Origin of the sequence: Arcanobacterium hippocoleae, from assembly GCF_040360365.1 — a bacterium.
Classification (GTDB): domain Bacteria; phylum Actinomycetota; class Actinomycetes; order Actinomycetales; family Actinomycetaceae; genus Arcanobacterium_A; species Arcanobacterium_A hippocoleae_A.
In genome coordinates, this window is record NZ_CP136412.1 from 1438843 (window position 1) to 1452180 (window position 13338).

Genomic DNA, 13338 nt, shown 5'->3' on the forward strand with positions numbered 1-13338 from the left:
TGATTTTTGAAATCTGCAATATTCGGTCATGTTTCGCTGTTATGCCGAAAGCAAACCGAAAACTGCGGAAAGAAGTAAGGAGCGAAGTGTATGAGCGCATTTGATAAGTTTGAACGAGGCGTGGAAAACGCAGTAAACAACATATTTTCACGCGCTTTTTCCGCTAATCTTCAGCCTGTGGAACTTGCAACCGGAATTAAAAAGTCAATGGATGACCGTGCAGCTTCAATCACCCGCGACCGAACCGTAGTGCCAAACGACTTCACAATTGCGCTTTCACCGGCGGATTTAGAAAAAGTTTCCGAGTGGGGAGAAAACGAATTAATCATTGAACTCACCGCAGTCGCAAAAGATTACGCACGTGAGCAACGCTATACTTTTCTCGGTCCAATAAATATTCGCTTTGAACAGCGCGATTCACTGCCAAAAGGAAAGCTTTCCGTGGCGGCAATTTCGAAACGCGGTTCCGTCGCTCCAGCTACTTACTCCAATCCTTCTGTGCAAAACCCAATTATCGAAATCGGCACAGACCGTTATCTTCTCACCGGTTCCGTAACCACAATCGGCCGCGGTTCGAGTTGTGATATTACCTTGGATGATCCGGGTATTTCACGCAAACATCTGGAAATCCGTGTTACTCCGAACGGGGTTATTGCACGTGATCTCGATACCACCAACGGCAGCTTCGTCGAGGGGCATCGAATTACCGCTGCAACACTCGTAGACGGAAACACAATCACAATCGGCAGAACAAAAATTATGTTTTGGACCTCTCCGGAGGATGAATGAGCGCACTAGTAGTTACCATCGCCCGGTTCGGATTGCTGATTCTGCTCTGGTTATTTATTCTGTTCGTCCTTGTTACTGTACGCAATGACGTCTATGGCGGACGTTTAGTTTCACGAAAAAATTATCAGCAGGGAAAAAGACAAAAACCGCGCCGAATACTCCAATTCGCCGAAATTATTCGGCGCAGGCGGAAGTAAACCCGCAATCACCAGCACGCACCGAACCAATACTATATGTAATTCAAGGCGCTCTCGCCGGCACTACTCTCCGGATTGGAAATGCTCCAGTTAGCGTCGGCCGTTCTCCTGATTCATCATTAGTTCTTGACGACGGATATGCTTCTGCGCGGCACGCCCGCTTTTCGCTGCAAAACGGACAGGTAGTTCTTGAAGATTTGAACTCAACAAACGGTACATGGGTAAATAACCAGCAAGTTCACGAACCGGTGATACTTTCCCCGGCATGCGCATTACCATCGGCAAAACAGTATTGGAGCTGCAGTAATGGAGATTCAGCTAAAATTTTCCGCCGCGTCGGATGTCGGACTCGTTCGTAAAAGCAACCAAGATTCCGGGTACGCTTCGCAAACTCTTTTCGCTGTGGCTGACGGGATGGGAGGAGCTGCAGCCGGCGATCTCGCTTCAGCTGTTACGGTTGCGCATATTGCAGCTGCGGATGGAAACTTCAAACCCGACGAACTTCTTCCGCGCCTGCGTAATGCCCTAAATGCTGCACATGCTGAACTGGTAGTGCGCAGCACAGAAAATCCGCAGCTCGCAGGGATGGGCACAACCTGCGTCGCTTTACTGCGCAGCGGCAACAAACTCGCAATGACGCACATCGGGGATTCGCGGGCATATCTTCTGCGCGGCGGGAGACTCACCCAGATTACGCACGATCATACCCTGGTGCAATATCTGGTCGATAGCGGGCAGATTACGGCAGAAGAAGCGAAAACACATCCAAAACGCAATGTGATTATGCGGGCTCTCGGCGACGATCCGGCAGAAACGGAAATCGCGATTGACGAGTCGATTCGCGAGGCGGTACCGGGAGATCGCTGGCTGCTTTGTTCTGACGGTCTTTACGGGCCGGTTTCGATGCAGTTAATTCATGCAACTCTTTCAAATATTTCAAATCTTGACGACTGCGCCCAGGCGCTTATCGGTCACGCCTTAGCCGGCGGAGCTCCAGACAATGTGACAGTAGTGCTTGCTGATGTTATTTCGGTTCCCGACGGCGCAACACCGCCGGCTGAGTTTACCCAACCGCGAACGGTTGGCGCTGCAGCGGTGCGAAAAATCAAAATTCGCGAACATCTTGCACCGTCGAATCCGGATTTTCCCGAATCCGGCGCTCCCGGCGACGGAAACTCCGGTCAGCTCGGCGGAAGTGCGCTTGTAAATGAACCTGACGATCCCGCTTTGCGTGTCGGAATTGATTTTGCTCAGGAAGCAGCCGGAACACCGCTCGATTCTGCTTCGAAAAATCTTTTCACCGGGCAAAATTCTCACGAATTAATCCCAATTTATACCGACATTAACGAAAATAATGCAGCGCTGCCTGTACCGAAGAAGCGGCGCCGTTTCGGGAAAATCCTGGCATCGTTCAGTGTAATCCTGCTGCTTGCTGCCGGAATTTTCAGCGCATATGTTTGGTCGCAAACAAAGTACTATGTTGCTCCAAGCGACGGATATATCGGCATATATCAGGGCGTGCCGACGGAGATTGGTCCGATTAAACTCAGCCATCTCAAAGAGCGCAGCGCGACTCGAATCGCGGATCTTTCTGATTTTGTGCAAACGCGGCTGAAAACACCAATCACTCGCGATTCACTCAGTGAAGCACGTGAAGTTGTGGAGAATCTTAATCTTCACAAGAAAGCAGCTGCCGAATGAGTATTAGCACAGTTAGCACAGTTCGCACAGTCGGCAGCAGCACTTCCCGCCCGGCACGCACTGGCCGGGTGCAAGAGTTTGGTCTGCTGATAGCGGTCTTTGCGATTCTTGAACTTGCCTGGTTTCTCACTGATTATGCTTTTGCTCCGGATCCGGCGGCATACACTGCACCGCAAGGCTTTTTAAAAATTAGTTTCATTTGCGCCGTCGTTATTTTCGGCGGACATTTCGCGATTCGGTTCCTTGCAAAGTGGGCTGATCCAATAATTTATCCGAGCACAATTTTGCTCACCGGAATCGGCTTTGTGATGATTCATCGGATAGATTTTTCGTTGCTTGCTGCCGGCGGGAACCGCAGTGAGATTCGCGGCCAGATGCTGCTTGCACTGCTCGGATTTACTGCAATGCTTATTACGCTCGTGCTGATTCGAGATCACCGCAAACTGCGGAAATTCACCTATATTTCACTGATTGCCGGAATCATTTTGCTGCTGCTGCCGCTGATTCCGGGGATCGGAAGAGAGTTCCAGGGAGCACGGATTTGGATTAATGCCGCTGGATTTTCTTTCCAGCCAGCTGAAATCGGGAAAATTTGTCTCGTTGTTTTCTTTGCCGGTTATCTTGTGGTGCAGCGTGATAATCTCGCCCTTGCCGGCAAAAAGTGCTCGGAATCCAGCTTCCGCAGCTGCGCCATTTTGCTCCAATTATGCTTGCGTGGATTTTCAGTCTCGGTGTGCTCGCATTCGAGAATGATTTCGGCACCGCGCTGCTAATTTTCGGCTTGTTCGTGGTAATGCTTTATCTTGCGACGGAACGAATCTCGTGGATTATTATCGGCGGGATTCTCTCTGCCGGGGTATTTGGGTGATTATGCTGCTCAGGCCGCATATTCAAGCGCGGTTTAATGTTTGGCTTCACGCTTTTGACCAGGAAGTGTATGATGCGAAAGGCGGGTCTTATCAGATTGTACAAGGCTGGTTCGGGATGGCTTCCGGCGGGCTTACCGGTACTGGAATCGGCAAGGGATATCCCACCAGAGCTTACGCTGCAAATTCGGATATGATAATCGCTTCTTTCGCTGAAGAACTCGGGTTAATGGGTGTTTTCGCGATTCTTGCAATCTATCTGATAATTATCTTCCGAGCGTTGAAAACTGGAATTCATCTTCGCGACGGATTTGGAAAACTGCTTGCCGGCGGTTTCGGGGCGGTGCTTGCGCTGCAGATTTTTCTGATTGTCGGCGGGATTACGCGCGTAATTCCGTTAACCGGACTGGCAATGCCGTTTCTGGCGTTAGGCGGATCTGCCCTGCTTTCAAACTGGATTATTATTGGAATCCTGCTGCGGATGTCCGATGCCGCACGCCGGCCGGATAATAGTGAAAATAAGCCGCTGCCGGCGATTTCTACTGCCGATTTGGCGCCGTTGCTGGAAAATGATTCCCGCGGGTTAAATAGATCCAATAATAATTTTGCCGGTGATGCGCAGCAGCAGGCATCTAGCCCGACGAATCAGGAAAACCGAAACTGGTCTGCGGAAGAAAACGCGGAAGAGAGCAATGAACAGCTTACGGAGGTGGTCCGGTTATGAATCGTCCGCTTCGCCGTGTCGGACTCATTATCATGCTCATGTTTTTGACACTGATGGCTGCATTAACAAATATTCAATTCATTTCCGCACCTGCGCTTAATGCGGATCATCGCAATGTGCGCACGCTTTACAAAGAATTTGGAATTCAGCGGGGTGCTATCGTGGCTGGCGGTAAGGAGATTGTTAATTCCGAGCCGGCTTCCGGCCCCTATAAATTTCAGCGAAAATATCTTGACGGCCCGCTTTATTCTGCGGTCACTGGATATTTTTCGGTCGCATATGCTTCAATGACCGGTCTTGAACGTGCAGCGAATTCAATTCTTGGCGGATCCGACGATGCTCTCGCAGCACAGCGGTTCCAGGAACTTTTACCGGTGAAGCCGCAAAGGGCGGGTCGCTTGCATTAACAATAAATCCGGCCGCGCAAAGGCAGCATTTGCGGGACTTCACGGAAAACGCGGGGCTGTTGTCGCAATCGAACCATTCACCGGCAAGATTCTTGCGCTTGTTTCGACACCGGCTTTTGATCCGAATGGAATTGCGGCGCTTGATGGAGCTGCGGCTCGGAAAAGTTGGGAAACGATAAGTAACGACGAAAATAAGCCGCTATTGAATCGGGCATTGGGCGGAGAACTTTACGCCCCCGGATCAGTGTTTAAGATTATTACCGCGACGGCAATGCTTGAAAACGGCGCGACCCCGGATACTGTAATCGAAGCCCCGACTCGTTGGAGTCCGCCTGGTACCACTGCAGAAATCACCAACACGTCCGGGGCCTGCGGCGACGGTTCTGGAAAAACAGATTTACGGACGGCAATGAAGCTTTCCTGCAATACGCCGTTTGCAATTGCCGGCATGAATTTCGGCGCCGAGAAAATGATTGCTGCTGCAGAAAAGTTTGGTTTCCATCAAAGTCTCGAAATTCCGCTTGGAGTACGTCCGTCGGTTTTTCCAAAGACTGATGACAAAGCAGCACTCGCAATGGATTCTTTTGGACAGCGTGATGTTCGGGTTAGCCCATTGCAGATGGCAATGGTTGCCGCTGCCGTCGCTAATAAAGGAATATTAATGCAGCCTTATCTCGTTGATCAGGTGCTCACTGCCGACCTTGAAGTAGTGCAGCAAACCGCACCGAAAGAATTTTCCCGGCCGATGTCGGAACAGACTGCAGCAGCGCTGCATTCGATGATGCTTGATGTTACGAGATACGACAAAATTAATAAAGCTGTGCCGGGAATAGAGGTTGCCGGCAAAACCGGAACTGCCGAAATCGCTGACGGCGTCACACCGCATGCCTGGTTTATCGGATTTGATTCAAGCGAAAATCCGAAAGTAGCTGTTGCAGCATTCGTCGAAAACGGCGGATACGGCTATCGTGCAGCTGCCCCGATTGTAAACTCGGTAATTAACGCAGTAGTGAATGGCGGTGATTCATAATTGCAGCTATTTATCGCTGATTACATAACCCAAATAATACTTTCAGCGCATTGTAATTAAATCGCAACCTGAAAAAACTGTAAATATCACGCCTAATTTGGCAGGATTGAAAAGGATAGTGGCTGCAGATGCCATAAGGAGTGTTTATTAATGACGGATATCCCAAAGTTATTAGGATCGCGCTATGAGGTCGGTGATTTAATCGGCCGCGGCGGCATGGCGCAAGTACATCTTGGTTACGATACTCGCCTTTCGCGAACTGTCGCGATAAAAGTGCTGCGCTCTGATTTGGCTTCAGATCCGACTTTTCTTGCCCGTTTCCGGCGGGAAGCGCAGTCAGCTGCCGCTTTGAACCACCCTTCAATTGTTGCCGTATATGATACCGGCGAAGAGGTTGTAAAAAATCATCTGGGAAAGAACGTTTCATTACCGTATATTGTGATGGAATATGTGCGCGGGAGAACGGTTTCAAAGTTTTTAAATAACGGTGAAGCGCTTCCAATTCAGGAAGCTGTGCAGATTATCGTCGGTGTGCTCTCAGCACTCGAATATTCCCATCAAGAGGGGATTGTGCACCGTGATATTAAGCCGGGCAATATTATGCTTACAAAAGACGGGAAAGTGAAAGTAATGGACTTCGGTATTGCCCGTGCCGTCGCCGATTCTGCTGCCACAATGACATCCACTAATTCGGTGGTCGGTACAGCGCAATATCTTTCACCAGAGCAGGCTCGCGGGGAAGTAGTTGATGCCCGTTCTGATCTTTATTCCACTGGATGTCTGCTTTATGAACTTCTTACCGGCCGTCCGCCGTTCCAGGGCGATTCTGCAGTGTCTGTAGCATACCAGCATGTCTCTGAAGCACCGAAACCGGCTTCAGCTATTGCTCCGGATATTCCGAATGCGCTTGATCGGGTTGTAATGAAATCTTTGGCGAAGCGCCGGGAAGATCGTTATCAGAGTGCCGCTGAGATGAGGTCTGATTTACTTTCCGTCTCCCGCGGTGAAGATATTGATGCTCCGAGTATTAACGCATGGCAAACTCGGGTTGTTCCGCGCCCGAATCCCCCGCGCCCGTCTGATATGGTTACCCAAATTTCTCCGGCAACAGCTATTGCCGCGCCGCCAGCCACATCAATTATCGCCGGCGGGAAGATTAGCGATACCGGAACTATTGGCGGTACTACTGATTCTTCACTCGAACCGGTGCAAGAGAAGAAATCACGTGCCGGGCTGTGGACGCTGCTTGTTTTGCTTGTTCTTGCTGCAGTTACCACTACTTTATGGTTCACTTTCGGGAATAGGGGAGAATCTGAACAGGCTACTGTAGCTGTACCGAACCTTTCTGACAGCGATCAAGTCCGCGCACGGCAATTACTTGAAGATGCAGGTTTGGTGTTTGTTCAGGGGGATCCGGTAGAAGATCCAAAGATTCCGATTGGTTTGTTTGTTTCCTCTGATCCGAAAGTTGGTTCGGAAGTGAATCGAGGTTCGGAAGTAACGGTTCATTTCTCAGCCGGCGCCGGTGAAGTTGCAATCCCGGATTTAACTACCGGCGGGATTACTGAAGAAGCTGCGGTACGGCAATTAAAAGCGCTCAAGCTTGATGTGAGCACAGTTGAACGCCAGGATAATCCGGGATCTGCAGAAGGTATTGTCGTCGGGATGGAACCTGCGGCAGGATCGCAGGTAACCCGCGGATCAACTGTGAAGCTAATCGTTGCCACCGGTCAAGTCACGCTGCCGAATCTGGTTGGGAACACTTTGGATAACGCCCAGAATGAGCTGAATAAGCTGAAGCTTAACTTTGATTCAACGCGCGAAGCCAACGATTCACCGAAAGGGACAGTACTTCGGCAAGAACCGCTTGCCGGTAAGGTTGCATACAATACCCGAATCAAACTGGTTATTTCCGACGGTCCGGCTGAAAAACCTGCACCTCCGGAAACGAATCAAGGTTCGAATCCGAATCAGCCTGGGGGCGAAAATTCAGGTACTGAAAATTCCGGTTCTGGAAATAACGACGGAACCGCTAACCCGCGCAATGGAACACGTAACGGGAACGGGGAAGTAATCCGTAATCATATTCCTTTTCCGGTTAAATTAATTTATCGTAATGTAATCTCACGAAACGCAGCGGGAACATTTACCGGATGAAAGCTGCGATTGATTGTAAATGAATCACGACGAGTAGTTGCTGAAAAGTCTCGCAACTACCCGTCGTTATTTTTGCTTTTGGTTTCTGCTCCGGATTTTCTGCCGCTATCGCGGTATCTCTTTACTTGTTTAACCAAAATTGTTTGGACTGGGTTTTCAATAGACTGCTTTTGCAGATTGCGGCGTGCCGAATTCAGATCAGTTAATCAGCGAATCCAGTTTCGCACAGATATTGTGCGAATTTAAAGATTCAATCTGCACTGGTTGGTTTAGCCTACTGTGTTCTCGTTGAGTCCGAGGTAGTCATTAATCCACGGGAATCCATAGGTGAAAAGAAACGCAACGATTGCAAAAATAATTACTGCAGCTTCAATTGCTTTTAACCATTTCGGACCAGGAAGATACCGCCAAATAAAACCGTACATTAGTTCTCCTTTACTGCGTCCAGACGGGTGATTGAAATGTTTTGCGCTTGCGCAATGTTGATTGCCGGCAGCGGGAAAGACTGCTTATCTGTTTGGTTTTCGGCCCAAATCTGCTGTTTTTCAAACGTTTTATTTTCAGAATTCAAATTCAGATTTTCGCTCATCTGCAAAGTGTGCGGATCAATTAACTCTTTCGGCATTCCTTCACTTCGTTTCACCCAATAGTCAAACTCGGCATGGACAATGTAACGATGTGTTGACATGTAAAGCGGATGGCATGTAGTTATCGTTAAAAGTCTGCGGTTCGGAACCGGGTTTTGTAAAGTATGGCTGCGTTCCCACTGTTCTTTAATTGCAAATGGGTCCGGCTGAATTACATAAATATCCGTCGGATCCACAATTTCTGTGGAGACTATTTTGTAAACCAGGTAGGTATCTTTTGTTTCGACAACAATCGGACTGCCTTCTTTTAGGATTTCGACTTCTTTCATTCGCGCGCCGCGAACTTCACGATGTACTGCCGTGGAGAAATTACCGACTGCTCCCGGCATTGCCGTACCTTTATAATGCGAGAAAACACCCTGATCAAGAACCCAATTATCGGTTCCCTCTTTGATTGCTGTTTGATGATCATATCCAAAATCAGGAATATGGATGATTCCAATAGTTTCACCGATTTTCTTCGGTTCTGCGATTTCCGGGGGCGGACCAGGCTGCGGTTTCGCATATATCGACGGAGCTTCACCATACTCTTCATGAATCTCCACCACTTCTTCTTTAATAGCTTTTTCACCAACGACGTTTGTCCACCAAACAGTCCAGACCACGAATAGCCCAATCAGAATTCCTGCAGTGATTAAGAGTTCCCCGACAATTTGGAAAAACATTGCGAAAAATCCGCGGCGCCGCGGATTTACTTTTTCTTATGCCTTGCTTCACCATTCAGCCTTGTATTTGCCGGGATACGGTATTCCGCAGTATCTGCGGAAACTTTTTCCGTATCTAGCTGCATCCGGAAAGGAATTTTACCGGATTGATTTTCTGTGTTCACCATGCATTATCCTTTCGCGGATATGAACATTTCCGAGATTTTTACCCAATGCTAGCAATCTTTAGCTGAATAGTCACTGGTAATTTTAATCTGAAATAAATTTCCCGCCCAGTCAAGAAAAGTATTGCGGCTATTATTCAGTTATCCGCAAAAATTTTGCTGCGAACGTCATATTTTCATAACTATTTTTCACAACTATTTAAATTGCAGCCGTTTCGGATACCGTACTGATTTTGCCAAGATTCGGTTTTTATTTCGCTAATTTGCGTAATACCGATATTCTAAGGATAGGTAATTATTTAATACGAACTATCAAGGATTTGATTATGCCTGAATCGAAAAAACGTAAGAAGGTAGTAGAAGCTGAGCGTGCAAAGGCCCGGCAAAGGAATGAAGATCATTACGAGCAGACACCGGCACAGTCTCCGCGCTGGTATGCACCGCTGATGGTGACTCTGGCAATTATCGGTCTGTTGATTGTCGTAACTGCTTACATTACCAATGGCGCATGGCCAATCCCTGGTCTCGCGAATGGAAATATTAATCTTTTCGTCGGTATCGGGATTATGCTTGTCGGATTTTTAATGACGATGGGCTGGAAGTAAGTTTTCACGAAAACACAGATTAAGTACAAATTATTTACAGATTAAGCACACCGCAGCTTTTTGCAGAATCTTTCTTTGCAGCGCAGCAGCGGTGTGCTTTTTATGTTATCCGTGAGTTGCTGCTGAAATACTTTTACCGAATCCGTTTAATCTGCACTGGTTAGTTAATCAATCCGCAGATTCAGAAACTGATTCAGAACTTAAATTACACCCATGTAATTATCCACAAGATAATACACACCTGTGGAGAATTACAATAGTGTAATTTCCGAGAATCAAATTATCCTATTTCCGCAAACTTACTGCCATTCATCGGCAGATACTCATCAGCAGATACTCACCGTGATTATTCTGATTAATTACTTTCCTTACTTCTTCATTACTTTTATTACTTCCAGCCGCGAGAACGCCGGCGCATCTGCAATATCTTCATAAATATAAAAGTGTAAAGCGCACCCCAATAAATCCGCCGATATGTGCCTGCCATGAAATCTGCGGATTTGTAACCCCAATCAGCAAATTAATCCCGAGCACAATCAAAATCCCCGTCGTATTTCCATTAATGTGCCGTGTTAATACCAGCAGCGCCCCAAAAAGTCCAAAAATCGCACCCGAAGCACCAACAAGGATCAGATTCATTCCGCCAGTCAGCACGGCATATCCGTAAGCAAACAAATTTCCCGTAATTGCACTAAACACGTAGAGTCCCAGAAAATTCCATTTTCCGAAAGCCGGCTCTACGGATCCGCCTAACAGCCAAAGCGAATACATATTGAAGAAAAGATGAATCATGCCCGAATGTAAAAGCGCCGCTGTCACAAATCTCCACGGTTCAGCAAAAGCAAGCGGAGCATAGAAAAGCATCGCCAAATTTAATGACCACGAAAATAAAGTAATTATATAGAATCCGACAGTGATCCCGATTAATGCCGCCGTCATCGGCATCGGATTCCCAAACAGTGCATGAAATCCACGATTTATTTTTCGCAGCCAATTCGGGCGGTTTCCCCATACCTGCGATTCTCATAATAATTCATGTTTAATGCTCCATTTTTCGTTTTCTTTTGCTGCAAATCCTGATTTACACCGCTAATTTGCTTTGTACTCAGGCGCTGCATTTCGTCTAACAATTAAGTTTAAATAGTAAAATCCAGCCGTTAATAACTTTCGGTTAAACCAAAAGTAAATACTAATAAATACTAAGAAAGCGAGCCTACAAATTAGACCCGCTTTCTGTTAGTTTTAGTTTCACGCCGAGAATTTTTTACTGGAATTATCTTCCCGCGCTAATCCCGGAATGCTGTTTTAATAAATATTGCCGATATGCGCAATGCTTAAGTGAATTAGCGCAGTAAGGAAACTTTCTGCTCCAAGATTTCACGATTATTCTGCAATAATAATCGTTTCAATTACGACATCTTCAATCGGGCGATCCATCGCACCCGTTGCAGTAGCTGCAATCTTATCCACAACCGCTTGTGAAGCTTCGTCAGTGACTTTTCCGAAAATAGTGTGGTTATTCTGCAGCCAAGTAGTCGGAGCCACAGTAATAAAGAACTGTGATCCGTTCGTTCCCGGCCCGGCATTTGCCATTGCCAGCATATAAGGTTCATTAAAGTTTACTTCCGGAGAGAACTCATCCCCGAAACGGTACCCTGGACCGCCAGTTCCCGTACCAAGCGGATCTCCGCCCTGAATCATAAATCCGTCAATCACCCGATGGAAAATAGTGCCGTCGTAAAGCGGGCGGGTGGTTTTCTCACGAGTCTTCGGATCAGTCCATTCACGCTTACCAGCAGCAAGTTCGGTAAAGTTTGCGACCGTCTCCGGAGCAAACTGCGGATAAAGTTCAATCTCGATATTGCCAAAGTTAGTCTTTAATGTTGCTTTCATGCATTATATTTTTCCACATTTTCCATTCCAAACACGAAATTTAACCTGAATATTTTCCTGCCGCTTTCTAAGAGCAGAATTTCTGCTTGCCATTAGCTGAATTTTGCCTAATATCTGCCTTTTGCTTCCAAAATCGAATATTCTTGAGTACAAGTTATCGTTTTCGACGGCGTGCCCGCAGTAATTTTGAATCAGTAGTTCTGAATCAGTTTCGATTTGGAAACACGAACTTTTCTGTGTGCAGCTGTTGCGGAAGTATCGGCAAATATTGTTCGAGGATTTGGAGGCCAAAATGGCATGTCCATATGTAAAAGTGCGCGATATGCTCACTTCCCGAAAGGGAAAAGCAGCGGCAAATGAGCTAAAGGGAACAGCTCATGAAATGCTCACTGGAGCATTCGAAACTGCACGCGAAAATGCAGAAAGCAGCGTTGCAAAGCTTCGCGATTGGGCGGGGCCGAAAATTGAAGAAGTTGGAAAAGCAGTTACTCCGGTAGCGCAGGATTTGAAAGAAAAAGTCACTCCGGTAGCTCACGATTTGAAGAGAAGATTTCCCCGATGGCACAGAATTTTACTGACAAGGTTGTTGAAAGCAAAGATAAACTGGTAGCGGGAGCTGCAGCTGCTACCCAGGCAGCAGTTGCTGCTGTTTCCGATACAGCTGCTCCTGTGGTTGAAGAGACCAAGAAGCTCAGCCGCCGTGCGCGGAGAAAGGCTGAAAAGCAAGCAAAAAAGGCGGCAAAGCGTTATCGGAAAGACGCAAAGAAAGTTGCGAAATCTACAAAGAAGCTCTCTGCGAAAGCGTCAGGAGAGATTCAGAAAGCTCTCGCCGGCACTGAACTTGCACAGTATCTGCCAAAGAAAGATAAGAAAGGGCATAAGGGAATAATTTTCTTGGCGCTTGCAGGTGCGGCAGCAGCAATTGGTTATTGTGCTTGGAAAAAGAGCGAACCAAAAGAAGATCCTTGGGCGGAAGCATATTGGGAAGATGTGCAGCTTCCGGAAGAAGCTGCGGAGCTTAAAGACGCCGCAGCAGAAAAAGCTGAAGATTTAAAAGATGCCGCTTCGGAGAAAGCTTCGCAGGCAAAACACGCAGCTGAAAAAATTGCCGACGGCGCTGCTGAAAAAGCAGCAGAAGTGAAAGATGCTGCTGCCGAAAAGATTGCGGACGCAAAAGACGCAGTAGAATCGAAAACCAAGGAAGCAAAGTAAACTCTACCGTTACGCGTGAGTCCTTTAACTGCACGGTTAGGGGTTGCTGTATCCTTTAGTAATTTGCTAGTTCAGTAACTCAAGTATTCTGAACAGCGAAAGCGGCACTGACTCTCTGAAACTGATTCTGTGTGTTTCGGATAAGAAGTCGGTGCCGCTTTTATTTGTTCTCCTATTCTCCGCAAAATAAGCTCAACGGGATCAGGATGCAGTCTCCGGAGCAAAACAGCTGCGCAAGCAAAACAAATTGTTATCACGAACTGAATAGCGCGCTGCCGGTG

Annotated in this window: 18 protein-coding genes; 13 read left to right on the forward strand and 5 right to left on the reverse strand. The window is 47.4% G+C overall.

The window, feature by feature from the left end; translation table 11 throughout:
- The first annotated feature begins 90 nt into the window (after window positions 1-90).
- The 10 genes from RQN30_RS07435 (at window position 91) to pknB (ending at window position 7871) form a co-directional block, all read left to right on the forward strand.
- Window positions 91-789 (forward strand): FHA domain-containing protein, encoded by a 699-nt coding sequence (locus tag RQN30_RS07435; RefSeq protein ID WP_353059930.1) that lies wholly within the window; start codon window positions 91-93, stop codon window positions 787-789.
- Window positions 786-986 carry a hypothetical protein gene (locus tag RQN30_RS07440; protein ID WP_353059931.1) on the forward strand — a complete coding sequence of 67 codons (201 nt, stop codon included), beginning with the start codon at window positions 786-788 and terminating at the stop codon, window positions 984-986. The genes RQN30_RS07435 and RQN30_RS07440 overlap by 4 nt, the downstream gene beginning before the upstream one ends.
- A gap of 74 nt (window positions 987-1060) precedes the next feature.
- Window positions 1061-1345: an FHA domain-containing protein gene (locus RQN30_RS07445; protein WP_353061806.1), complete on the forward strand. Its 285-nt coding sequence runs from the start codon at window positions 1061-1063 to the stop codon at window positions 1343-1345.
- A complete protein-coding gene (locus RQN30_RS07450; protein ID WP_353059932.1) occupies window positions 1293-2687 on the forward strand; it encodes a PP2C family protein-serine/threonine phosphatase in 1395 nt (464 codons plus the stop codon). The genes RQN30_RS07445 and RQN30_RS07450 overlap by 53 nt, the downstream gene beginning before the upstream one ends.
- Entirely contained in the window at window positions 2684-3460 is a 777-nt protein-coding gene (locus RQN30_RS07455; protein ID WP_353059933.1) for an FtsW/RodA/SpoVE family cell cycle protein, read from the forward strand. The genes RQN30_RS07450 and RQN30_RS07455 overlap by 4 nt, the downstream gene beginning before the upstream one ends.
- Entirely contained in the window at window positions 3421-3555 is a 135-nt protein-coding gene (locus RQN30_RS07460) for a hypothetical protein (protein WP_353059934.1), read from the forward strand. The genes RQN30_RS07455 and RQN30_RS07460 overlap by 40 nt, the downstream gene beginning before the upstream one ends.
- A 2-nt stretch (window positions 3556-3557) precedes the next feature.
- Window positions 3558-4277 (forward strand): FtsW/RodA/SpoVE family cell cycle protein, encoded by a 720-nt coding sequence (locus tag RQN30_RS07465; protein ID WP_353059935.1) that lies wholly within the window; start codon window positions 3558-3560, stop codon window positions 4275-4277.
- The gene (locus RQN30_RS07470; RefSeq protein WP_353059936.1) at window positions 4274-4684 is read left to right on the forward strand and encodes a hypothetical protein; all 411 of its coding nucleotides are present in this window, start codon (window positions 4274-4276) and stop codon (window positions 4682-4684) included. Before RQN30_RS07465 ends, RQN30_RS07470 begins: the two co-directional genes overlap by 4 nt.
- A gap of 88 nt (window positions 4685-4772) precedes the next feature.
- Window positions 4773-5714 carry a penicillin-binding transpeptidase domain-containing protein gene (locus RQN30_RS07475; protein WP_353061807.1) on the forward strand — a complete coding sequence of 314 codons (942 nt, stop codon included), beginning with the start codon at window positions 4773-4775 and terminating at the stop codon, window positions 5712-5714.
- 150 nt (window positions 5715-5864) lie between these two features.
- Window positions 5865-7871, forward strand: a complete 2007-nt coding sequence (gene pknB, locus RQN30_RS07480; RefSeq protein WP_353059937.1) for a Stk1 family PASTA domain-containing Ser/Thr kinase — start codon at window positions 5865-5867, stop codon at window positions 7869-7871.
- Between the two features lie 269 nt (window positions 7872-8140).
- On the opposite strand, the gene RQN30_RS07485 is transcribed toward pknB, so the two are convergent.
- From RQN30_RS07485 to RQN30_RS07495, 3 genes are read right to left on the reverse strand one after another with little or no spacing between them, the layout of a single operon-like run.
- Entirely contained in the window at window positions 8141-8296 is a 156-nt protein-coding gene (locus tag RQN30_RS07485) for a hypothetical protein (protein WP_353059938.1), read from the reverse strand.
- Entirely contained in the window at window positions 8296-9183 is an 888-nt protein-coding gene (locus RQN30_RS07490; protein ID WP_353059939.1) for a class E sortase, read from the reverse strand. The genes RQN30_RS07485 and RQN30_RS07490 overlap by 1 nt, the downstream gene beginning before the upstream one ends.
- 26 nt (window positions 9184-9209) lie before the next feature.
- A complete protein-coding gene (locus RQN30_RS07495) occupies window positions 9210-9350 on the reverse strand; it encodes a hypothetical protein (protein WP_353059940.1) in 141 nt (46 codons plus the stop codon).
- Window positions 9351-9673: 323 nt separating this feature from the next.
- On the opposite strand from RQN30_RS07495, the gene RQN30_RS07500 reads away from it, so the two are divergent.
- Window positions 9674-9952 carry a cell division protein CrgA gene (locus RQN30_RS07500; protein ID WP_353059941.1) on the forward strand — a complete coding sequence of 93 codons (279 nt, stop codon included), beginning with the start codon at window positions 9674-9676 and terminating at the stop codon, window positions 9950-9952.
- 429 nt (window positions 9953-10381) lie between these two features.
- Here RQN30_RS07500 and RQN30_RS07505 read toward each other — a convergent pair whose 3' ends face one another.
- Together RQN30_RS07505 and RQN30_RS07510 are read right to left on the reverse strand one after the other, a co-directional pair.
- Window positions 10382-10897, reverse strand: coding sequence for a rhomboid family intramembrane serine protease (locus RQN30_RS07505; RefSeq protein ID WP_353059942.1), 516 nt, complete (start codon window positions 10895-10897; stop codon window positions 10382-10384).
- Between the two features lie 438 nt (window positions 10898-11335).
- Window positions 11336-11845 (reverse strand): peptidylprolyl isomerase, encoded by a 510-nt coding sequence (locus RQN30_RS07510; RefSeq protein ID WP_353059943.1) that lies wholly within the window; start codon window positions 11843-11845, stop codon window positions 11336-11338.
- Between the two features lie 292 nt (window positions 11846-12137).
- Between RQN30_RS07510 and RQN30_RS07515 the strand changes: the two genes are divergently transcribed.
- Together RQN30_RS07515 and RQN30_RS07520 are read left to right on the forward strand one after the other, a co-directional pair.
- Complete coding sequence (locus tag RQN30_RS07515) at window positions 12138-12455, forward strand: hypothetical protein (RefSeq protein WP_353059944.1); 318 nt, start codon at window positions 12138-12140, stop codon at window positions 12453-12455.
- Window positions 12404-13057 (forward strand): hypothetical protein, encoded by a 654-nt coding sequence (locus RQN30_RS07520; RefSeq protein ID WP_353059945.1) that lies wholly within the window; start codon window positions 12404-12406, stop codon window positions 13055-13057. Before RQN30_RS07515 ends, RQN30_RS07520 begins: the two co-directional genes overlap by 52 nt.
- The last annotated feature ends 281 nt before the right edge of the window (window positions 13058-13338 follow it).